This window comes from Frigoribacterium sp. R86507 (assembly GCF_044597695.1).
Lineage (GTDB): Bacteria > Actinomycetota > Actinomycetes > Actinomycetales > Microbacteriaceae > Frigoribacterium.
In genome coordinates this window covers 356707-376821 of the sequence record NZ_CP139002.1, presented here as the reverse complement: position 1 = coordinate 376821, position 20115 = coordinate 356707, and the positions used below count along the sequence as shown (strand labels likewise).

Annotated in this window: 18 protein-coding genes and 2 tRNA genes; 8 read left to right on the top strand and 12 right to left on the bottom strand. The window is 66.5% G+C overall.

The genetic code is table 11. The annotated features are described in order from the left end of the window. Nucleotides 1-103: 103 nt before the first annotated feature. From SJY14_RS01830 to dnaA, 10 genes are all read right to left on the bottom strand, one after another. A tRNA-Ala gene (locus SJY14_RS01830) sits at nucleotides 104-176 on the bottom strand. An 82-nt stretch (nucleotides 177-258) separates the two neighbouring features. Next, nucleotides 259-332 (bottom strand) — tRNA-Ile (locus SJY14_RS01825). 73 nt (nucleotides 333-405) lie between these two features. Next, nucleotides 406-813, bottom strand: coding sequence for a DUF3566 domain-containing protein (locus SJY14_RS01820; RefSeq protein ID WP_043595295.1), 408 nt, complete (start codon nucleotides 811-813; stop codon nucleotides 406-408). Beyond that, a complete protein-coding gene (gyrA, locus tag SJY14_RS01815; RefSeq protein ID WP_396599615.1) occupies nucleotides 806-3493 on the bottom strand; it encodes a DNA gyrase subunit A in 2688 nt (895 codons plus the stop codon). Before gyrA ends, SJY14_RS01820 begins: the two co-directional genes overlap by 8 nt. A gap of 77 nt (nucleotides 3494-3570) precedes the next feature. Beyond that, entirely contained in the window at nucleotides 3571-5544 is a 1974-nt protein-coding gene (gene gyrB / locus SJY14_RS01810) for a DNA topoisomerase (ATP-hydrolyzing) subunit B (RefSeq protein ID WP_071257475.1), read from the bottom strand. A 166-nt stretch (nucleotides 5545-5710) separates the two neighbouring features. Further along, nucleotides 5711-6265, bottom strand: a complete 555-nt coding sequence (locus tag SJY14_RS01805; RefSeq protein WP_083396528.1) for a DUF721 domain-containing protein — start codon at nucleotides 6263-6265, stop codon at nucleotides 5711-5713. Continuing rightward, the gene (gene recF, locus SJY14_RS01800; protein ID WP_071257477.1) at nucleotides 6262-7509 is read right to left on the bottom strand and encodes a DNA replication/repair protein RecF; all 1248 of its coding nucleotides are present in this window, start codon (nucleotides 7507-7509) and stop codon (nucleotides 6262-6264) included. The genes SJY14_RS01805 and recF overlap by 4 nt, the downstream gene beginning before the upstream one ends. Nucleotides 7510-7526: 17 nt before the next feature. Next, complete coding sequence (gnd, locus tag SJY14_RS01795) at nucleotides 7527-8414, bottom strand: phosphogluconate dehydrogenase (NAD(+)-dependent, decarboxylating) (protein WP_055975773.1); 888 nt, start codon at nucleotides 8412-8414, stop codon at nucleotides 7527-7529. 60 nt (nucleotides 8415-8474) lie between these two features. Then, entirely contained in the window at nucleotides 8475-9623 is a 1149-nt protein-coding gene (gene dnaN, locus SJY14_RS01790) for a DNA polymerase III subunit beta (protein WP_396599614.1), read from the bottom strand. A 498-nt stretch (nucleotides 9624-10121) separates the two neighbouring features. After that, a complete protein-coding gene (gene dnaA, locus SJY14_RS01785; protein WP_043595301.1) occupies nucleotides 10122-11537 on the bottom strand; it encodes a chromosomal replication initiator protein DnaA in 1416 nt (471 codons plus the stop codon). A gap of 389 nt (nucleotides 11538-11926) precedes the next feature. On the opposite strand from dnaA, the gene rpmH reads away from it, so the two are divergent. The 8 genes from rpmH (at nucleotide 11927) to SJY14_RS01745 (ending at nucleotide 17035) form a co-directional block, all read left to right on the top strand. Beyond that, nucleotides 11927-12064, top strand: a complete 138-nt coding sequence (gene rpmH, locus SJY14_RS01780) for a 50S ribosomal protein L34 (RefSeq protein WP_043595303.1) — start codon at nucleotides 11927-11929, stop codon at nucleotides 12062-12064. 8 nt (nucleotides 12065-12072) lie between these two features. Then, nucleotides 12073-12408, top strand: a complete 336-nt coding sequence (gene rnpA, locus SJY14_RS01775; protein ID WP_396599613.1) for a ribonuclease P protein component — start codon at nucleotides 12073-12075, stop codon at nucleotides 12406-12408. Further along, nucleotides 12405-12767 carry a membrane protein insertion efficiency factor YidD gene (gene yidD, locus SJY14_RS01770; RefSeq protein WP_071257481.1) on the top strand — a complete coding sequence of 121 codons (363 nt, stop codon included), beginning with the start codon at nucleotides 12405-12407 and terminating at the stop codon, nucleotides 12765-12767. Before rnpA ends, yidD begins: the two co-directional genes overlap by 4 nt. A 10-nt stretch (nucleotides 12768-12777) precedes the next feature. Further along, a complete protein-coding gene (gene yidC, locus SJY14_RS01765; protein ID WP_396599612.1) occupies nucleotides 12778-13734 on the top strand; it encodes a membrane protein insertase YidC in 957 nt (318 codons plus the stop codon). Further along, nucleotides 13731-14294, top strand: coding sequence for a protein jag (locus SJY14_RS01760; protein ID WP_396599611.1), 564 nt, complete (start codon nucleotides 13731-13733; stop codon nucleotides 14292-14294). The genes yidC and SJY14_RS01760 overlap by 4 nt, the downstream gene beginning before the upstream one ends. A gap of 10 nt (nucleotides 14295-14304) precedes the next feature. Further along, nucleotides 14305-14940 (top strand): 16S rRNA (guanine(527)-N(7))-methyltransferase RsmG, encoded by a 636-nt coding sequence (gene rsmG, locus SJY14_RS01755; RefSeq protein ID WP_055975779.1) that lies wholly within the window; start codon nucleotides 14305-14307, stop codon nucleotides 14938-14940. Nucleotides 14941-15098: 158 nt separating this feature from the next. Continuing rightward, nucleotides 15099-16088, top strand: coding sequence for a ParA family protein (locus tag SJY14_RS01750; RefSeq protein WP_143048743.1), 990 nt, complete (start codon nucleotides 15099-15101; stop codon nucleotides 16086-16088). Then, the gene (locus tag SJY14_RS01745) at nucleotides 16088-17035 is read left to right on the top strand and encodes a ParB/RepB/Spo0J family partition protein (protein ID WP_071257486.1); all 948 of its coding nucleotides are present in this window, start codon (nucleotides 16088-16090) and stop codon (nucleotides 17033-17035) included. The genes SJY14_RS01750 and SJY14_RS01745 overlap by 1 nt, the downstream gene beginning before the upstream one ends. A 737-nt stretch (nucleotides 17036-17772) precedes the next feature. Here SJY14_RS01745 and SJY14_RS01740 read toward each other — a convergent pair. Both SJY14_RS01740 and SJY14_RS01735 read right to left on the bottom strand, forming a co-directional pair. Then, the gene (locus SJY14_RS01740) at nucleotides 17773-18735 is read right to left on the bottom strand and encodes a D-alanine--D-alanine ligase (protein WP_396599610.1); all 963 of its coding nucleotides are present in this window, start codon (nucleotides 18733-18735) and stop codon (nucleotides 17773-17775) included. Between the two features lie 73 nt (nucleotides 18736-18808). Beyond that, entirely contained in the window at nucleotides 18809-20113 is a 1305-nt protein-coding gene (locus tag SJY14_RS01735; RefSeq protein ID WP_396599609.1) for a PLP-dependent aminotransferase family protein, read from the bottom strand. Nucleotides 20114-20115: the final 2 nt, after the last annotated feature.

Sequence of the window (20115 nt, the reverse complement as noted above, 5' to 3'; positions counted from 1 at the left end):
ACGCCGCCCCTGCGCCGCAGGGGCGGCGGCGCAGCAAAGGGCACAGAACGAGAATTGCCCCTGTCCGCGGACGGAGTCAGCGGACAGGGGCAAGGCAATCGAGTGGAGCCTGGGAGAATCGAACTCCCGACATCCTGCTTGCAAAGCAGGCGCTCTACCAACTGAGCTAAGGCCCCGACCCCCCGGTCACCGGGGGAACGAGCACGATCTCACCCTGTGCCCGTCGTGAGACGAGCTCGAGATGAGACCGGTACTGCGTGGGGCTAATAGGACTTGAACCTATGACCTCTTCGTTATCAGCGAAGCGCTCTAACCGCCTGAGCTATAGCCCCCGGACCGTCGTAAAGCCTACAGCACCACGACGGCGAACTCGAATCGGCGGATTCCACCGACGCGAGTGATGGATCAGTTGTTGGTGAAACCGACGAGCAGACCGCCGGTGATGCGCACGCTCAGGTTGTAGAGGACGGCGACGATGGCCCCGAGGACCGTACCGACGACCACGTTGAGGATGGCCACGACGATCGAGAAGAGCATGATCTGACCGACGTTGAAGGTGTCCTGGATCGAGAAGCTCGAGTCGCCGAGGATGTCACGCAGCAAGGCGTCGAGGTCGTCGAAGATGCCCGTCTGGTTGAGGATGGCCCAGATCAGGAAGGTGGCGACGACCGTGATGATGCCGATCGCGACGGAGATCAGGAAGGCCAGCTTCACGACCGACCAGAAGTCGATGTAGACCAGCTTGAGGCGGACCTGCTTGGTGCCGGACGGTCGTTTCGCCTTCTTCTGCAGTCTCTCGGCGACACTACTCATTGTTCGTTTCCTCTCCGGCGGTTCCGGTGGCCTCGTCGTCGGTCGACTCGGCGTCGACCGACGTGGCGTCGGTCGTGGGGATCTCGGTGTCGGCGTCGACGGACTCGACGGACTCGACAGACACTACGGCCTCGGCCACGGCGTCCGCACTCTCGTCGACCTCGGCCGCGAGATTGCGCTCACTGTTGCGGGCCACCGCGATGATGCGATCGTCGCTCGCGAAGCGGGCGAAGACGACGCCCATCGTGTCGCGGCCCTTGGCCGGCACCTCGGAGACGGCCGATCGGACCACCTTGCCTCCGGACAGGACCACGAGCACCTCGTCGTCCTCGCCGACGATCAGGGCGCCGGCGAGGTCGCCCCGCGCCTCCGCGAGCTTGGCGACCTTGATGCCGAGGCCACCACGGTTCTGGACGCGGTACTGGTCGGCGGCCGTGCGCTTGGCGTAGCCGCCCTCGGTGACGACGAAGACGTAACCCTCTTCACCGACGACGGAGGCGCTGAGCAGCGTGTCGTCGTCGCGGAAGGTCATGCCCTTCACGCCCGAGGTCGACCTGCCCATGGGGCGCAGCGACTCGTTGGTGGCTGTGAAGCGCAGCGACATGCCGTGACGGGACACGAGGAGCAGGTCGTCGTGCTCGTCGACCAGCAGGGCCGAGACGAGTTCGTCGTCGTCGCGCAGGTTGATCGCGATGATGCCACCGGTGCGGTTCGTGTCGTACTCGGTGAGCGAGGTCTTCTTGATCAGGCCGTCGCGAGTGGCGAGCACGAGGTAGTCGGCCACCTCGTAGTCGCGGATGTCGAGCACCTGCGAGATCTGTTCGTCGGGCTGCATGGCGAGCAGGTTGGCCACGTGCTGGCCCTTGGCGTCACGGCCGGCCTCTTGCAGCTCGTACGTCTTGGCACGGTAGACGCGGCCCTTGTTCGTCAGGAACAGCAACCAGTGGTGGGTGGTGGTGACGAAGAAGTGGTCCACGACGTCGTCCGCGCGCAGCTGGGCACCACGGACGCCCTTGCCGCCGCGGTGCTGGCTGCGGTAGTTGTCGCTGCGGGTGCGCTTGACGTAGCCACCCCGGGTGATGGTGACGACCATCTCTTCTTCGGGGATCAGGTCTTCGACGCTCATGTCGCCGTCGAAGCCGAACATGATCTCGGTGCGACGGTCGTCGCCGAACTTGTCGGTGATCTCGGCGAGCTCGTCACTGACGATCGTGCGCTGGCGCTCGGGCTTGGCCAGGATGTCCTGGTAGTCGGCGATCTCGCGCTCGAGCTTGTCGGCGTCTTCCTGGATCTTCTGACGCTCGAGGGCGGCCAGGCGACGCAGCTGCAGGTTGAGGATGGCCGAGGCCTGGATCTCGTCGACGTCGAGGAGGTCCATGAGACCGGCGCGCGCCTCCTCGACGGTCGGTGACCGGCGGATGAGCGCGATGACCTCGTCCAGGGCGTCGAGCGCCTTCAGGTAGCCGCGCAGGATGTGCGCGTCGGCTTCGGCCTTCTTCAGGCGGAACTGCGTCCGGCGGACGATGACTTCGATCTGGTGGTCGACCCATGCCGAGATGAATCCGTCGAGCGCGAGGGTGCGAGGAATGCCGTCGACGATCGCGAGCATGTTCGCGCCGAAGTTCTCTTGCAGGCTGGTGTGCTTGTAGAGGTTGTTCAGCACGACCTTGGCGACGGCGTCGCGCTTGAGCACGATCACGAGTCGCTGGCCGGTGCGACCCGAGGTCTCGTCGCGGATGTCCGCGATGCCTCCGATGCGACCGTCCTTGACGAGCTCGGCGATCTTGATCGCGAGGTTGTCGGGGTTGACCTGGTACGGCAGCTCGGTGACGACGAGGCAGGTGCGGCCCTGGAGCTCTTCGACGTTGACGACCGCGCGCATCGTGATCGAGCCGCGGCCCGTGCGGTAGGCGTCCTGGATGCCGCGGACACCGAGGATCTGCGCGCCTGTCGGGAAGTCGGGGCCCTTGACACGCTGCATGAGCGCCTCGAGCAGCTCTTCGCGCGACGCGGTGGGGTTCTCGAGGTACCACTGGGCGCCCGACGCGACCTCGCGCAGGTTGTGCGGCGGGATGTTCGTCGCCATGCCGACGGCGATGCCGACCGAGCCGTTGACCAGGAGGTTGGGGAACCGGCTGGGCAGGATGGCGGGCTCGCGGGTGCGACCGTCGTAGTTGTCCTGGAAGTCGACGGTGTCCTCGTCGATGTCGCGAACCATCTCGAGCGCGAGCGGAGCCATCTTCGTCTCGGTGTACCGCGGGGCGGCGGCGCCGTCGTTTCCGGGCGAGCCGAAGTTGCCCTGGCCGAGCGCGAGCGGGTAACGCAGGCTCCACGGCTGGACGAGACGCACCAACGCGTCGTAGATCGCCGTGTCGCCGTGCGGGTGGAACTGGCCCATGACGTCGCCGACGACACGCGAGCACTTGGAGAACGCACGGTCGGGGCGGTAGCCGCCGTCGTACATCGCGTAGATGACGCGGCGGTGCACGGGCTTGAGGCCGTCTCGCACCTCGGGCAGGGCCCGGCCGACGATGACGCTCATCGCGTAGTCGAGGTACGAACGCTGCATCTCGAGCTGCAGGTCGACCTGCTCGATGCTGTCGCGCTTCGGTGCCTCAGCGAAGGTCTGGGTACCCTCGGCGTCGATGCCCTCGGGGGTGTCTGTCGGCTCGTCGGCCATGATTCTCCGTTTGTCGTGGTCTGCCCCGTGGTGCTCGTCGGGGCGCGGGCGTGCTCCGGGTCAGCCGGAGGCGCGCATCAGATGTCGAGGAAGCGGACGTCTTTCGCGTTCTGCTGGATGAAGTTGCGGCGCGATTCGACGTTCTCGCCCATCAGGGTGTCGAAGATGGTGTCGGCGGCCACGGCGTCCTCGAGGGTCACCTGCAGCAGCGTGCGGGTGTCGGGGTCCATCGTGGTCTCCCACAGCTCTTTGTAATCCATCTCGCCGAGGCCCTTGTAGCGCTGGATCGCGTTCTCTTTCGGGATGCGCTTGCCGGCAGCGCGCCCCGAGACGAGCACCGCGTCACGCTCGGCGTCGCTGTACACGTACTCGTGGGCGGCGTTGCTCCACTTGAGTTTGTAGAGCGGCGGCTGCGCCAGGTAGACGTAACCGAGGTCGATCAGCGGGCGCATGTAGCGGAAGAGCAGGGTGAGCAGCAGCGTCGTGATGTGCTGGCCGTCGACGTCGGCGTCGGCCATCAGGACGATCTTGTGGTACCTCGCCTTGTCGGGGTCGAAGTCTTCTCCGATGTCGGCGCCGAAGGCCTTGATCATGGCCTGCACCTCGTTGTTGCCGAGGGCACGGTCGAGACGGGCCTTCTCGACGTTGAGGATCTTGCCGCGCAGGGGCAGGATCGCCTGGGTCTCGGGGTTGCGCCCCTGCACCGCCGAACCGCCGGCCGAGTCGCCCTCGACGATGAAGATCTCGCTGCGCGAGGGGTCTTTGCTCTGGCAGTCCTTGAGCTTGCCGGGCATGCCGTTCGACTCGAGCACGCCCTTGCGGCGCGTCTGCTCACGCGCCTTGCGCGCGGCGAGACGGGCCTGCGACGCGAGGATGCCCTTGCGGACGATCTCGGCGGCCTGCTTGGGGTTGCGGTCGAACCAGTCGTTCAGCTGCGAACCGGCGACCTTCTGCACGAACGACTTGGCCTCGGTGTTGCCGAGCTTGGTCTTCGTCTGGCCCTCGAACTGCGGCTCGCCGAGCTTGATCGAGATGACGGCGGTCAGGCCTTCACGGACGTCGTCGCCCGATAGGTTGTCGTCTTTCTCCTTGAGGAAGTTCTTCTCGCGCGCGTAACGGTTGATGAGCGTGGTGAGCGCCGCACGGAAGCCCTCTTCGTGGGTGCCGCCCTCGTGCGTGTTGATCGTGTTCGCGTAGGTGTGGACGCTCTCTTGGTACGAGGTGTTCCACTGCATCGCGACCTCGAGCGAGATCTTCTTCTCGGTGTCTTCTTGCTCGAAGGCGATGATGTCGTCGTGGACGGTCTCGACCTTCTTGGTCGTGTTGAGGTACTCGACGTAGTCGACGAGGCCCTTCTCGTAGTGGAAGACGTCGTGACGCGGCTCGGCGTCGTCTTCTTGTACGCGCTCGTCGCTGAGCTCGATGCGCAGACCCTTGTTCAGGAAGGCCATCTGCTGGAACCGTGTGCGCAGCGTCTCGTAGTCGAACTCGACGGTCTCGAAGATCTCGGCGTTGGGCCAGAAGGTGATCGTCGTGCCGGTCGTGTCGTCTTCTTCGCCCTTGGCCAGCGGTGCGACGGGGACACCGTCGGTGAAGCTCTGGCGGTAGACGTTGCCCTGTCGGCGGACCTCGACGTCGAGCTCGCTGGACAGTGCGTTTACGACCGAGCTGCCGACGCCGTGCAGACCACCCGACACTGCGTAACCGCCGCCGCCGAACTTGCCGCCGGCGTGCAGCACGGTCAGGACGACCTCGACGGTCGACCGGCCCTCGACGGGGTGCACGTCGACCGGGATGCCGCGGCCGTTGTCGACGACGCGCACGCCGCCGTCTTCGCGCATGGTGATCTCGATGTGGTCGCAGTGACCCGCGAGGGCTTCGTCGACCGAGTTGTCGACGATCTCGTAGACCAGGTGGTGCAGACCACGCGGGCCGGTCGAGCCGATGTACATGCCGGGACGCTTGCGCACGGCCTCGAGACCCTCGAGGACCTGGATCGCACTGGCGCCGTAGGTGTCGTCGGGCTGGGCGTCGGTGGGATCAGCTGACATGTGCGTAGGGGCTCCTGCCGGACGGGACGAAGGTGTGCCGACCGGCCGCGACCGCTGTCTGAGCGGCCCCCGGACGACCTTCCGAGTCTACCGCAGGCCTGTCCGTCGCGGGGCGAAATCCGCCCTCAGACGGATTTTCCCATCGCACTTGGACGATTCACCCTCGTCAACCATAAGTATCGCGAGGGCCCCGCCCTGGAACCGATCTGGGGCCGCGTTTCCAGGTCGGGGCGTTGGGTGCCAGAAAACGCACCGACTGGATGCCGGCGTCCGGGTACCTCTGCACGATGGTCGTCGTGACCTGTGTTCGCATCAGGCGCAGCTGGGTCGCCCAGGCCGTCGAGTCGCACTGCACGGTCAACGTGCCATCGTCGATCGAGACCGGATCCGAGTGAGCGGCCAGCTCTGTGCCCACCATGTCGGGCCAGGCGGTCATCAGCTCGGACTGCGCCAACGGGCTGTTCCAGCCGAGTTCGTTGGTGACGGCCGACAGCACGTCGGCGATGCCCCGGGGCTCGCGTCCGGTGCCGAACGGCTGGCTCGGTGAACCCAGCTTGATCGACTTGCGCTTCCGGGCGTCGCGCGACCGCGAGTTGGGGTCGCCGAACACGCGGCGGAACCGCAGGTAGACCCGTTGGGCCTCGCTGTCGGGCTGCGCCTCGGGTTCAGGAGGCGCGGGTGGCGTGGGCGCCGGAGGCTGCGGTGCGTCGTCGACGCTCACCGCGCCTCCTCGGTGTCGGCCTCGCGGGGCCCGTCGGCGACGGCGACGGGGGCGACGGCGTCGGCTCCCGGGCCGTCGGCGACGGGGGCGTCGTCGACGATCGTCCCCTTGGCGATGCGGACCGTGTGGGCCTTGAGCCGTGAGGGGACGTCACCCTCGACCGCCGCCGTGATCAGCACCTGCTCGTAGCCGGCGACCGCGTCGGCCAGGCGTTCGCGACGGGATCCGTCGAGCTCGGCGAAGACGTCGTCGAGCACGATCACCGGGTCGCCCGTCGGCGAGTCGACCCGCACCACCGCGGCCGAGGCCAGTTTGAGCGCCAGGGCGAACGACCAGGACTCGCCGTGGCTCGCGTATCCGCGCGCGGGGAGGCCGTTGAGCGAGAGGAACAGGTCGTCGCGGTGCGGTCCGACGAGCGTCAGGCCGCGCTCGAGCTCGGTCGGTCGGACGCGGGCCAGCGCCTGGCGGAAGACCTCGGGCACCTCGTCGGCGGGGATCGACTCGGTCGGACCCTCGGCTGCGGTCGTCTCGTCGTCGGGCGCCGCGCCGCGGATGCTGAGCACCGTCGACAACCGCGCGGCGTGGTCCGCGCCGGCCACTGCCGCATAGGCACGAGCCACCTCGGGGGCCAGGTCGGCCGCGAGCCGGTCGCGCGCGACCACGAGTTCGCTGCCAAGGGCCACGAGGCGTTCGTCCCAGATGTCGAGCGTGCCGAGCTGACCGGCCTTCACCCCGGAGGCGCGGGCCGACTTCAGGAGCGTGTTGCGTTGCTTGAGCACCCGGTCGTAGTCGGTCTGAACGCCGGCGAACCGGGGCGACCGGGCCACCAGGAGCTCGTCGAGGAAGCGTCGTCGACCGGAGGGCTCGCCCCGGACGAGCGCCAGGTCTTCGGGAGCGAAGAGGACGCTCGTGAAGTAACGCGGCAACTCGCGAGGCTTGATGGCGCCACGGTTGACCTGCGCCCGGTTCGGCGACGACCGGTTGATCTGCACCTCGGCCAGGAGTTCGCGGTCGTCGGCGAGCAACCGGGCCCGGACGACGGCAGAATCGCACCCTTGGCGGATGAGCGCTGAGTCGGACGACACCCTGTGGGATCCGAGACTCGACAGGTAGCCGAGGGATTCGACCAGGTTCGTCTTCCCCTGGCCGTTGCTGCCGACGAAGAGGTTCGGCCCGCGCGCGAGGCTGACTTCGGCAGACGTGTAGTTGCGGAAGTCCGTCAGGCTGAGATGCAGTACTCGCACGCGGGCCGGTGGAGGCGCTAGGCCTTCTTGACGGCGTGGCCGCCGAACTGGTTGCGCAGTGCGGCGACGGCCTTCATGGTCGGCGAACCCTCGCCCTGACGCGAGACGAAGCGCGCGAAGATCGAGGCGCTGATCGTCGGCATGGGGACGGCGTGGTTGATCGCCTCTTCGAGGGTCCAGCGGCCCTCGCCGCTGTCTTCGACGTAGCCCGAGATCTCGGCGAGCTTGGGGTCGGCCTCGAGGGCGAGGACCATGAGCTCGAGCAGCCAGGAGCGAACGACGGTGCCGCGCTGCCAAGCCTTGAAGGTGCCGGTGACGTCCTTGATCAGGTCGCTGCGGGCCTCGAGCAGTTCGTAGCCCTCGCCGTAGGCCTGCATGATCGCGTACTCGATGCCGTTGTGGACCATCTTGGCGTAGTGACCCGCACCGGTGTCACCGGCGTGGACGAAGCCCTCTTCGCGGGGACCTTCGGGACGCAGAGCGTCGAAGATCGGCTGCGCCAGGGCGACGTTCTCGGCGGAACCGCCGACCATGAGGCCGTAGCCGTTGTCCTTGCCCCAGACGCCGCCCGAGACGCCGGCGTCGACGTACTTGATGCCCTTGCCGCCGAGGAGCTTCTCGTTGGCGAAGTCGCTGGTGAACTTCGAGTTGCCACCGTCGATGACCAGGTCGCCCTCGGAGAGCTCCTTCGAGAGCTCTTCGATGACGCCGGCGGTGATGTCGCCCGCGGGCACCATGACCCAGACGATGCGGGGGGCGGGGAGCGTGGTGGCGAGCTCGGCGAGGCTGGCGACGTCGGAGACGGCGGGGTTCGCGTCGTAACCGGTCACCTCGATGCCGTTGTCGCGCAGGCGGGCGCGCATGTTGTTGCCCATTTTGCCGAGACCGACGAGGCCGATGTGCATGAGGATCCTTTGTTCGTGGCGGTGGGGCCCGGAGGCGGCACCGTTGCGTGCAGAGCGCTCTTAGCGCAGGAGGAGGTTGGGCTGCAGCAGGTACTTGTAGCTGTCAGCACCGGCCTGGTCCCTCGAGGACTGACTCGTGATCAGCACGGGACCGGGCTTGTTCGGGTTCTCCGTCTTGGTGAAGGAGATGCGGACGAACTCGGAATGAACCGCTCCGAGACCGTCGAGGAGGAACTGCGGTTTCAACGAGACCACCGTGTCCTCTCCCGTCAACAACGCATCGATCGACTCTGACGCCTGCGCTTGTTCGCTTCCGATGGCCTCGAGGGTGAGGCCGTCGATCGTGAACGTGAACCTGAGTGCCGCCTCGCGCTCGAGCACGAGCGAGACGCGGCGGACCGACTCGACGAGTTCGGCCGTGTTGATCACGGCGTAGTTCTCGACGGTGTCGGGGAAGAGCCGCTTCACCGGGGGGAAGTTCCCCTTGATGAGCAACGAGGTGACGGTCTTGTTGTCCGCCTGGAACGCGATGAGCTCGCGTTCGTCGGATCCGGTGATCGAGACCGAGACGGTGCCGGCGTTGCCGAAGGTCTTTCCGACCTCTTGCAGCGTGCGTGCCGGGACGAGAGCGGTCGTCGTGGTCGTGCTGGCCACGGTGCCGGGATCGAACTCGATGCCACGGACGGCGACTCGGTAGCGGTCCGTGGCGACCAGCGACAGAGCGTTCTCGGTGACCTCGAGCTGGACGCCGGTGATGACCGGGGTGACGTCGTCGCGGGACGCGGCGACCGCGACCTGGGAGACCGCGAGGGCGAAGGAGTCGCCGGGGACGACACCCGAGCGGTCACCGACGGTGGGCAGGGTCGGGTACTCCTCGACCGGCATGCTCAGCAGGGAGAAGTTCGCGGATCCGCAGCTGACGGCGATGCGGTTCTCTTCTGTGGAGAAGGTGACCGGTGCGTTCGGCAGACGGCTGGCGATGTCGGCGAGGAGTCGGCCCGAGACCAGGATCGTCCCCGGTTCGTCGATCTCGGCGGGGATGCTCGTCTGGGCCGAGACCTCGTAGTCGAAGGAGGACAGGGTCAGTCCGTCGGCGTCGGCCTCGATCAGCACACCGCTGAGGATCGGCAAGGTGGTGCGCTGGGGCAGCAGCTTGACGGCGAAGGAGACCGCATCGCTGAAGACGTCACGGTTGACCTGGAACTTCACGCGGGGACCCCTATCGACTTCGCTCTCGTGGATGGCCGGTTAATAGTGGCACAGCATCGCGGTCCGCCCTTCCGGTGGGCGAAAGCCGAGGGCCCGGGCCCGGATCGATCCACAAGGTTGTCTCTCCATCAATTTCTTGTAACCAGGATTAACAGTCTTAACCGTTGTGCACAGTGTGGATAACCTGTTTAAAACCCCGTGGCTCCACGGAACTACACGCGTGTGACTTGTGGACGGGGTGTGGAACGGAATGACAAGAATCCTGGTGGTCGGTCGTCGGCGTCGAGTGGGATCCCACAGGTCCCCCGGATCCGTGAACAACGTCGTCGAGGTTATCCACGAGTTTCCACAAGTTATCCACACTGTGTGGAACGTGCCTCCACAGTGCCCGTCGAGACGCGTCCGGTGCCCCCCTGGAACGACGAACGGGCACCGACACGTGGTCGGCGCCCGGACGGGACGGTCGTGGCGGACGAGCCGGCCTGGCCCGTCGACCCGTCACTTGTAGCGGGTGTCCTGTTTGATGCGGCTGGTCAGCTCGGTCACCTGGTTGTAGATCGACCGGCGTTCCTTCATCAGCTCGCTGATCTTCTTGTTGGCGTACATGACCGTCGTGTGGTCGCGGTTGCCGAACAGCTGACCGATCTTGGGCAGCGACAGGCTCGTGAGTTCGCGGCACAGGTACATGGCGATCTGTCGGGCGGTGGCGATCGCCTGCGAACGGGACGACCCGTACAGGTCGTCGACCGTGAGCTTGAAGTAGTCCGCCGTGTGGTTGATGATGTCGACCGGCGCGATGATGTTGTCCTCGTCGAGCGTGATGAGGTCCTTCAGGACGGTCTGCACGAGGGCGAGGTCGACGGCGGTCCGGTTGAGGCTGGCGAAGGCCGTGACCCTGATGAGGGTGCCTTCGAGTTCGCGGATGTTGCTCGACACCTTGGTCGCGATGAACTCGAGGACCTCGTCGCGGATCTGCAGCTTCTCGCTCTGGGCCTTCTTGCGCAGGATGGCGATGCGGGTCTCGAGGTCGGGAGCCTGCACGTCGGTGATCAGGCCCCACTCGAAGCGCGACCGCATGCGGTCCTCGAAGCCGGTGAGGTGCTTGGGCGGCAGGTCGCTGGTGATCACCAGCTGCTTGTCGTGGTCGTGCAGGGTGTTGAAGGTGTGGAAGAACGCCTCTTGGGTGCTGTCCTTGCCCTGCAGGAACTGGATGTCGTCGATCAGCAGGATGTCGATCTCGCGGTACCTCTGCTGGAAGAGGCTCGACCGGTTGTTGGCGATCGAGTTGATGAAGTCGTTCGTGAACTCTTCGCTGCTGACGTACCGGACTCGGATCCCCGGGTACATGGTCTCGGCGTAGTGGCCGATGGCGTGCAGCAGGTGGGTCTTGCCCAGCCCCGACTCGCCGTAGACGAAGAGCGGGTTGTAGGCCTTCGCCGGAGCCTCGGCGACGGCGACGGCCGCGGCGTGGGCGAACCGGTTCGACGCGCCGATGACGAAGTTGTCGAAGCTGTACTTCGGGTTCAGTCGGGAGTCGTTGCGCTTGCCGCTCGCGCTCGTCTCGACCGGCGCCGGCACGAAGGGCGCCTCGATGTAGTGGACCGGCTCCGACTGCTCGACCTGCTGGGTGAGGGTGTCGGGGGTGATGTCGGGGTTGACGGTGATGGCGAAGCTCGAGACCGTGGTGTCGCCCAGCCCCGCGATGGACTCGAGCAGCGGCTCACGGATCCGTTGTTCGAGCATGCCCCGGGTCAGGTCGTTGGGCACTTCGAGGTAGAGGGTGCCGCCCAGCACGCCCTTGGGCTCCACGAGGCTGATGAAGCCGTGCAGCTGCGGCGTGATGCGGTCGTCGGTCGTCAGCGTCGCGAGGACGGAACGCCACAGGTCCTGGACCGGGTCGACGGTGTGCGCCACTGGGAGTCTCTTTCTCGCGGTTCGGCAGCGGACGGATCCGGCCGCCTCCGCGTGCGGGTCGCGTTCACCCGCCGGTGTTCGAAGGGTACGAGTGCGGGACGAGTTATGCACAGCTTTCTCCACCGATCAGTTGGCGCCGTTCGGGCCGGGATCGCTGCGTGTTCCCCGTCGTCACGCGGAAGTACCGCGAGAAGTACCCACCTTAGTTCGACCGGGTGTGGAGTCCGCAACCGGAGTTTTCAACACTGTGGACAAGCGCCTCCAGAAGACGCCGTTTGACCACGGCTCCGATCACGCGTACTTTTAATCAGTTGATTTCAGCCGCGTTGGCTGTACAAGACTTCTCGGATCGTGGCAACAGGCCTGGTCCGCTTTCCTGGAGGACCACCATGAGCAAGAGAACGTTCCAGCCGAACAACCGTCGTCGCGCCAAGAAGCACGGTTTCCGTGCCCGCATGCGCACCCGCGCCGGTCGCGCCATCCTCGCCGCCCGTCGTGGCAAGGGCCGCACCGAGCTCTCGGCGTAGCCACCTTCGTGTTGGCCCGGGCCAACCGGATCGTCCGCGCAGACGACTACCGAACCACCGTGCGCCGTGGCCGCAAGTCGGGCACGGCGCATTCGGTCGTCTACGTCCGTCGTCGTGACGACGACCTGGTCCGGTTCGGCTTCATCGTGGCCAAGACCGTGGGCAACGCGGTCGTCCGCAACACGGTCCGTCGTCGACTAAAAGGGGTCTGCCACGACATGCTGCCGACGCTCCCCCGGGGGATCGACGTCGTGATCAGAGCCTTGCCAGGCAGCCCCGACGTTGCGTGGTCTACCCTGCTGTCGGACATCTCCGAGGTCGTCGACAGGGGCGTGAAAGCGTGACAAGAGCGGTGCAGTTCGTCGCGTTGCTTCCCCGCAATGCGTGCGTCCTCGTGCTCCGCGTCTACCGCGCCGTCGTCTCCCCGCTCTACGGCGACGTCTGCCGCTACTACCCGTCGTGTTCCAGGTACGCCCTCGAGGCCATCCAGCTGCACGGCGTGGTGCGGGGCGTGGCCATGGGCAGCTGGCGCATCGCCCGGTGTCACCCCTGGGCAGCCGGAGGCGTCGACGACGTCCCCGAGCCCCGTACACAGAAGTACCGCGTCACGAAGTCCGGCTTCGTGACACCGCGATCCGGCACCACCACCCCCGACCTCGTCGGGGCGGGCCGCATCGTCGCACAGAGCCACGGAAAGGGCTGACCCGAACACCATGGACTTCATCGGCACCATCCTCTGGCCCCTGAGATGGGTCGTCGAGGCGATCCTCGTCGGCTTCCACAACGTCCTCACGGCGTTCGGCATGGACACCGCGGCCGGCAGCACGTGGGTGCTCTCGATCGTCGGCCTGGTCCTCGTGGTGCGGGCCTGCCTCATCCCGATCTTCGTCCGGCAGATCAAGAGCCAGCGACGCATGATGGAGATCGCGCCCCGGCTCAAGAAGATCCAGGACAAGTACAAGGGCAAGCGCGACCAGTTCAGCCGCGAGGCGATGTCGCGCGAGACCATGGCGCTCTACAAGGACACCGGTACCAACCCGCTCAGCTCGTGCCTGCCGCTGCTGATCCAGATGCCGATCTTCTTCAGCCTCTACACCGTGCTGCACAACGCCCAGCAAGAGAAGGTGGGCATCGGCCTGCTGAACTCGGCGCTGTCGAACTCGTTCGGTGAGTCGGCGCTCTTCGGTGCTCCCCTGAAAGAGACCTTCCTCGGCGCCACCACCTGGGAGGTCCGCCTGATGGCCGGCGCCATGGTGGTCATCATGACGGCGTCGCAGTTCATCACCCAGCTGCAGATCGTCTCGAAGAACATGTCGCCCGAGACCAAGGCGAGCCCCATGTTCAAGCAGCAGCGCATGCTCTTGTACTTCCTCCCCCTCGTGTTCGTCTTCTCGGGTCTGTCGTTCCCGTTGGGCGTCATGTTCTACTGGCTCACCTCCAACGTCTGGACCATGGCCCAGCAGTTCCTGGTGATCCGCAACATGCCCACCCCCGGCAGCGAGGCGGCACTGGCGCGTGAAGAGCGCCTCGCACGCAAGCAGCAGCGCAAGGGCCTGCCCAGCATCACCGTGACCGAGATCGAGTCGGCATCCGCCGTGCCGAAGACGACCCAGCGCACCCAGCCCGTCGGCAAGAACCGCTCCAAGAAGCAGAACGGCCCCAAGAAATGACCTCTGACGACTCCACGACCGACATCGTCGAGCCTGCCGCCGAGAACGACGGTGTCGTCGCCTCGAGCGACGACCAGGAGGCGCGGGTCGCCTCGGACGACACGGCCGACGTCCTCGACGAGGGCGACATCGCAGCCGACTACATCGAAGAACTGCTCGACATCTGCGACTTCGACGGCGACATCGACATCGAGGTCCGCGGCGGTCGCTCCTACATCTCGGTCGACTCAAGTGGCGAGCAGAAGCTGCGCGTCCTGTCGAAGCCCGACACGGTCAACGCGCTCCAAGAGCTGACGCGCATCGCGGTGCAGACCAAGACCGGTGAGTTCTCCCGTCTCATCCTCGACATCGGAGGCTCGCGCGCCACGCGTGAGACCGAGCTCGGCCGTCTGGTGGAAGTCGCCGTCACGAAGCTCGAGGACGGTGCCTCGTCGGCCGCCCTCCCGCCGATGTCGTCCTACGAACGCAAGCTCGTCCACGACATCGTGGCCGCGCGGGGTTTCACCTCGGAGTCCGAGGGCGAAGGCCGCGACCGTCACACCGTCATCACTCGTCCCTGAGCCCACGGACATGACCGACACGTCGACCCTCGAGGTCGAACCCGCCGTGGCGGCGACCATCTTCGGTGACCGTCTCGACGTCGTGCGTCGCTACGTCGCCGACCTCGCCCAACATGGAGAAGAACTCGGCCTGATCGGACCGCTCGAGCTACCGCGTCTCTGGACCCGCCACGTCATCAACTGCGGGCTGCTGGCGCCCCTGCTCGTCTCCGGTCGCGTCGGCGACATCGGGTCGGGTGCCGGCCTGCCGGGCCTCGTGCTCGCGGCTGCTCGTCCGGACGCCACGCTCGTCCTGATCGAGCCGATGGAGCGACGCGTCGACTGGCTGACGGCCGAAGCCGAGCGCATGGGTCTCGACAACGTCGAGGTCGTGCGTGCCCGCGCCGAAGACGTGCAGCTGGATGGCTGGCTCGATCAGGCGACGGCTCGTGCCGTGTCGGCCCTGTCCAAGTTGATCCCGCTGACCGCCCCGCTGGTGAAGACCGGCGGGCAACTGCTGTTGATGAAGGGCGCGCGGGTCGACGACGAGATCGCCGCTGCACGGAAGGTCATCGCCCGCCACCACCTGATCGACGTCGAGGCTCGGGAGCTGGGCGTCGGACTCGTCGACGAGACCACTCGAGTCTTCATCGCCACCCTGGACTGACCATCTGGCCGATCCGGCTCATAGGACCGTCTGATCAGGCATTATTCTCTCCCGATCGAACCGGGACGACGGTCTGGTGCTGGGTCGCATCAGGGCACACGGACGCCGGGTCCCTGTCTTTGTCGGGGCCTGACGATAGACTCGGCCTTCGATCCCCGATGATCACCGAGCCGTTTCCGAGCGGTGTGGTCACACCTCCGGGCAGGTCGTTTCACGTGAAACATGGCGATACGGAGACCCCCTCAGTGAGTTCCTCGGCTGACGACGACAGAAGCACTCCCCTGGCACGGGAGCTCGCCGATCTGAATCGACGCAAGCAGGCCCTGTCGCGCGAGCCCCTCCCGTCCCCCGCCGCGACACGGGTGATCACCGTCTCCAACCAGAAGGGTGGCGTCGGCAAGACCACGACTACCGTCAACCTCTCGGCCGCTTTGGCACGGAGTGGGGCGAAGGTGTTGGTCATCGATCTCGATCCCCAGGGCAACGCCTCGACGGCCCTCGGCGTGGAACACCGGGCCGAGACGCCGAGCGTCTACGACGTCGTGGTGAACGACGGCGAGGTCGCCGACGTCGTCCAGAAGAGTCCCGAGTTCGACACACTCTTCTGCATCCCCGCCACGATCCACCTCGCCGGCGCCGAGATCGAACTCGTCTCGCTCGTCGCTCGCGAGCAGCGGCTGAGCAGAGCGCTGTCCGAGTACCTCAGTGCCACCGAGAAGGCCGGCGAGCGGTACGACTACGTCTTCATCGACTGCCCCCCGTCTCTCGGACTACTCACGATCAATGCGTTCGTCGCCGCCAGTGAGGTACTCATCCCGATCCAGTGCGAGTACTACGCACTCGAAGGGCTGAGCCAGCTGCTGCGCAACATCCAGCTGATCGAGAAGCACCTGAATCCCAAACTCAAGGTGTCGAGCATCCTGCTCACGATGTACGACGGTCGCACGAACCTGGCTCAGCAGGTCGTCGCCGACGTTCGCGAGCATTTCCCTGATGAGGCACTGAACACGCTGATTCCTCGGTCGGTCAGGATCAGCGAGGCCCCCGGCTACGGGCAGACGGTCATCAGCTACGACACCAACTCCCCCGGGTCGATCTCGTACCTCGAGGCGGCCGCCGAACTAGCACGTCGAGGAGCACCCCAGTAATGGCAACCAAGCGAACAGGACTCGGGCGCGGCATCGGAGCCCTCATCCCCGTCTCCGACGAGAGCCAGGACCGCCCGGTCGACGTCTTCTTCCCGACGGCACAGCAGACGGCCGACGAGCTCATCGCCGTGCCGGGTGCTCGTCTGGCGAACCTCAATCCGTTGGACATCACCCCGAACGCACAGCAGCCGCGGGCCGAGTTCCGCGCCGAAGAGCTCGCCGAGCTGGTGACGTCCATCCGAGAAGTGGGTGTGCTGCAGCCCATCGTCGTCCGTCCCGTCAAGAAGAGCGGCAAGGGGGCGGCACAGTACGAGCTCGTCATGGGCGAGCGGCGCCTCCGGGCGACCAAAGAGCTGGGTCTCGCGACGATCCCTGCCATCGTCAAAGACACGGCAGACGACGCGATGCTGCGCGACGCGCTGCTCGAGAACCTCCACCGAGCCGAGCTGAACCCACTCGAAGAAGCGTCCGCTTATCAGCAACTTCTCGCCGATTTCGGAATCACCCAGGACGAGTTGGCCACCCGCATCGGCCGCAGCCGTCCGCAGATCACCAACACCTTGAGACTGTTGAGGCTGCCGGCGGCTGTGCAGCGTCGGGTCGCCTCGGGCGTCCTGACGGCCGGCCACGCCCGGGCCATCCTGAGCACAGGTGACCCGGTCCTGATGGCTCGACTCGCGGATCGCATCGTCAACGAAGACCTCAGCGTCCGCGCAGCCGAGGCCATCGCCGCGGGCGGAAGCGCCAAGCCGAAGTCGACGCGCACGGCGACCCCGGGTAAGCACCAGGCGCACTTGGACGAAGTGGCCGAGAGCCTCGGTGACCGGTTCGAGACCCGGGTGAAGGTGTCCTTGGGTGCTCGTAAGGGGTCGATCACGATCGACTTCGCCTCCATGCAGGATCTCAATCGCATCCTCGGCCAGTTGGGACACGAGCAAGAGGACTGACTCCTCGTTCGCACGGCCTGTGGTCCACGGTTTCACGTGAAACATCAACCGCCCCTGCTTTTCAGAGCAGGGGCGGTTGTTTCTGTGGCTGGCTCTCATCGACGTCAACCGTGCGGGGCCGGTGTTTCACGTGAAACAATCCCCCTTCTCGGTGTGGACTGCCATGCCCGGTCGGTGGTCGGCGCGATCCGGGACAACAGATGGGTAGGCATGCGCGCTGAAGGCCAAGCCCTCGGCATGGCGTGGGGGCGGCGCATTGATTCCCCCGCTTGGTGAGGGCTGAACGCGCACACTTCTCCCCCGCTCCTCAAAGGCTCCAGTAGAGGAGGGAGACAATGTCGGTCGGTGCTGAAGACTGCTCACATCACTGAGTCGCCTGGCGCACCAGGGTTAGTCGACCGAGCGTGAGCATGCACGAGCATCCTGGGATGTCAGGGCCGGAGGATCAAGGCCCTCATTCATCGTGTTTCGCCGTCCCCAGTAGTCGATAATCGACCTGATCATGGCCGATTCGACGCGGACAACGTCGATGATCGCCTGACGTCCCCGACGATCAGGCCATACACTGTTGACCCCCACGAGATCGTCACCAGAATCGCTGAGACTGACTGACCCCGCGCGCCACGAATGGTTGGACGGGGTTGTGGCCCAGCGGTGTCCGACACGTGGCAGGCTCGTGGTCAGGGCTGCGAGGTGGCCGACGTTTCACGTGAAACGTCGTGCGGCACGGACGTCGGTCAGCGACGGTGGTCGGAGACGGCCTTCTCGGCGAGGGCGGCGTAGAACATGCCCAGTTCGTAACCGGCCGACTCCAGAGCCATCGGGACGAGTGACGTCTCGGTCAGTCCGGGCAGCACGTTCACCTCGAGGAACCACGGGGTCCCGGCGGCGTCGACGATGAGGTCGACCCGCGAGAGGTGACGGAGTCCGAGGGTTTCATGGACGGTCACGGCGGCCCGAGCGGCAGCGTCGGAGGCTGCGGCGTCGAGCCGCGCGGGGGTGAAGAACGTGGTCTCCCCCGCGTTGTAGCGAGCCTCGAAACCGTAGAAACCCTGACGGGGAACGATCTCGACCGCGGGGAGGGCGAGCGGGCCGTCACCGGTGTCGATGACCCCGACGGCGATCTCGGTGCCCGTGATCTTCTGCTCGACGATGACGTCGTCGCAGTACGTGTAGGCGTCGACCATGGCCCTCGGCAGCGCACCGATGTCGTCGACGACCGTGACGCCTTGAGCCGAGCCACCCCGTGCCGGCTTCACGACGACCGGCGCCGGGTGCTCCTCCGCGATGGCCGCCAACACGCTGACGGCACCGAGCTCACGGAAGGCGTCGTGCGACAGGGTGATGCCTCGCGGGGTGGAGACGCCGGCGCGTCGGGCGAGCTCCTTCGCGGTCGGCTTGTCCCAGGCCAGTCGCGCCGCAGCCGCCGTGCTGCCGACGAACGGGACGTCGAGCGCCTCGAGCAGACCGCGCAGCGCTCCGTCCTCGCCGCTCGCTCCGTGCAGGGCCGGCCACACGACGTCAGGACGTGACGCGGTCAGGTGGCCGAGCAACGAGGCGTCGGGATCGCGGAGCTCGACCTCGATGCCGTGGGTGACGAGGCTGTCGACCACGCGCCTCCCCGATCGGAGGGAGACGTCGCGTTCGTGCGAGATGCCTCCGGCGAGGACGGTGACGGTACGCAGCTCACTCGATGCCATGGGGTCTCTTCCTTGTGTCACGACGGAGGCCGGTCTCGCGGGCAGGACAGCCGCGAGACCGCGAAAATGCTGGTCAGTGGGTGTTCGGTGGCGGGACCACGACGCTCTGTGGGCGAGCGGCCGGGTTCGACAGACTCGCGGGCGAGAACGTGCGCAGCAGGTCGAGTTCGCCGTTGACGACGTTCGCCAGGCGGGCGACGCCGGTGCGGATCGACTCGGGCGTCGGGTAGCAGAACGACAGACGGATGTTCTGCCGGCCGTCGCCGTCGGCGAAGAACGCCGTGCCGGGCGTGTAGGCCACGAGCTCTTTGACGGCTCGGGGCAGCATGGCCTTCGAGTCGAGTTCGGCCGGCAACCCGACCCAGACGAAGAAGCCCCCGTCGGGCACGTTCCACGTGAGCGACGGCAGGTACTCCCCCAGAGCCGAGATCATCGCGTCGCGCCGCTCGCGGTACAGGTCACGGAAGGTCTCGATCTGCCCGCGCCAGTCGGCCTGGTCGAGGTACTCGGTGATGACGAACTGCCCGAACGAGTTCGGCGAGAGCGTGGCGGACTCGTTGGCGAGGATGAGCTTCTCGCGGATGGCGTGCGGGGCCAGTGCCCACCCCACCCGGAAGCCGGGCGCGAGCGTCTTCGAGAACGAGCCGAGGTAGATGACGCCCTCGTCGTCGATCGAGCGAATCGCCTGGGGGGCCGGCTGGTCGAAGTAGAGCAGCCCGTAGGGGTTGTCCTCGAGGACGAGGATGCCGGCCGAGCGGCAGATCTCGAGGATCTCGACGCGGCGGGCCCAGGTCAGGGTGACACCGGCCGGGTTGTGGAAGTTCGGGATCGTGTACAGGAACTTGATCCGCCCCCCGCGTGCCGTGACGGTCGCGATGGCCTCACGCAGCGCCTCGGGTACGAGTCCGTGCTCGTCCATCGGGACGTGCACGACGTCGGCCTGGTACGCCTTGAAGACCCCCAGGGCGCCGACGTAGCTCGGGGACTCGGCGAGCACGACGTCGCCCGGGTTCACGAAGAGGCGGGTGACGAGGTCGAGGGCCTGCTGCGAGCCCGTGGTGACGACCACGTCGTCGGCGCTGCCGCGGATGCCCTCCATCGCCATGATCTGCATGATGTGTTCGCGGATTGCCGGGGTGCCCTGGCCGCTGCCGTACTGCATCGCCATCGCTCCCCCGTCGGCCATGACGCGGTCGATGGCGCCGGTGACGAGCTCGCGGGGCAGGGCGGAGACGTAGGGCATGCCCCCGGCCAGCGAGACGACCTCGGGGCGCGAGGCGACGGCGAACAGGGCTCGGACCTCGGAGGCGCTGAGGCCGGCCGTACGGTCGGCGTACGAGTCGTACCACGGGTCGAGGTTGGTGCCCTTGTCGCTCATCG

What these genes read in the sequence shown, in the direction of transcription:
- SJY14_RS01820 (WP_043595295.1), bottom strand. Translation starts at nt 813, where the DNA reads ATGAGTAGTGTCGCCGAGAGACTGCAGAAGAAGGCGAAACGACCGTCC.
- gyrA (WP_396599615.1), bottom strand. Translation starts at nt 3,493, where the DNA reads ATGGCCGACGAGCCGACAGACACCCCCGAGGGCATCGACGCCGAGGGT.
- gyrB (WP_071257475.1), bottom strand. Translation starts at nt 5,544, where the DNA reads ATGTCAGCTGATCCCACCGACGCCCAGCCCGACGACACCTACGGCGCC.
- gnd (WP_055975773.1), bottom strand. Translation starts at nt 8,414, where the DNA reads ATGCACATCGGCCTCGTCGGTCTCGGCAAAATGGGCAACAACATGCGC.
- rpmH (WP_043595303.1), top strand. Translation starts at nt 11,927, where the DNA reads ATGAGCAAGAGAACGTTCCAGCCGAACAACCGTCGTCGCGCCAAGAAG.
- yidC (WP_396599612.1), top strand. Translation starts at nt 12,778, where the DNA reads ATGGACTTCATCGGCACCATCCTCTGGCCCCTGAGATGGGTCGTCGAG.
- SJY14_RS01760 (WP_396599611.1), top strand. Translation starts at nt 13,731, where the DNA reads ATGACCTCTGACGACTCCACGACCGACATCGTCGAGCCTGCCGCCGAG.
- rsmG (WP_055975779.1), top strand. Translation starts at nt 14,305, where the DNA reads ATGACCGACACGTCGACCCTCGAGGTCGAACCCGCCGTGGCGGCGACC.
- SJY14_RS01750 (WP_143048743.1), top strand. Translation starts at nt 15,099, where the DNA reads ATGATCACCGAGCCGTTTCCGAGCGGTGTGGTCACACCTCCGGGCAGG.
- SJY14_RS01745 (WP_071257486.1), top strand. Translation starts at nt 16,088, where the DNA reads ATGGCAACCAAGCGAACAGGACTCGGGCGCGGCATCGGAGCCCTCATC.
- SJY14_RS01740 (WP_396599610.1), bottom strand. Translation starts at nt 18,735, where the DNA reads ATGGCATCGAGTGAGCTGCGTACCGTCACCGTCCTCGCCGGAGGCATC.
- SJY14_RS01735 (WP_396599609.1), bottom strand. Translation starts at nt 20,113, where the DNA reads ATGAGCGACAAGGGCACCAACCTCGACCCGTGGTACGACTCGTACGCC.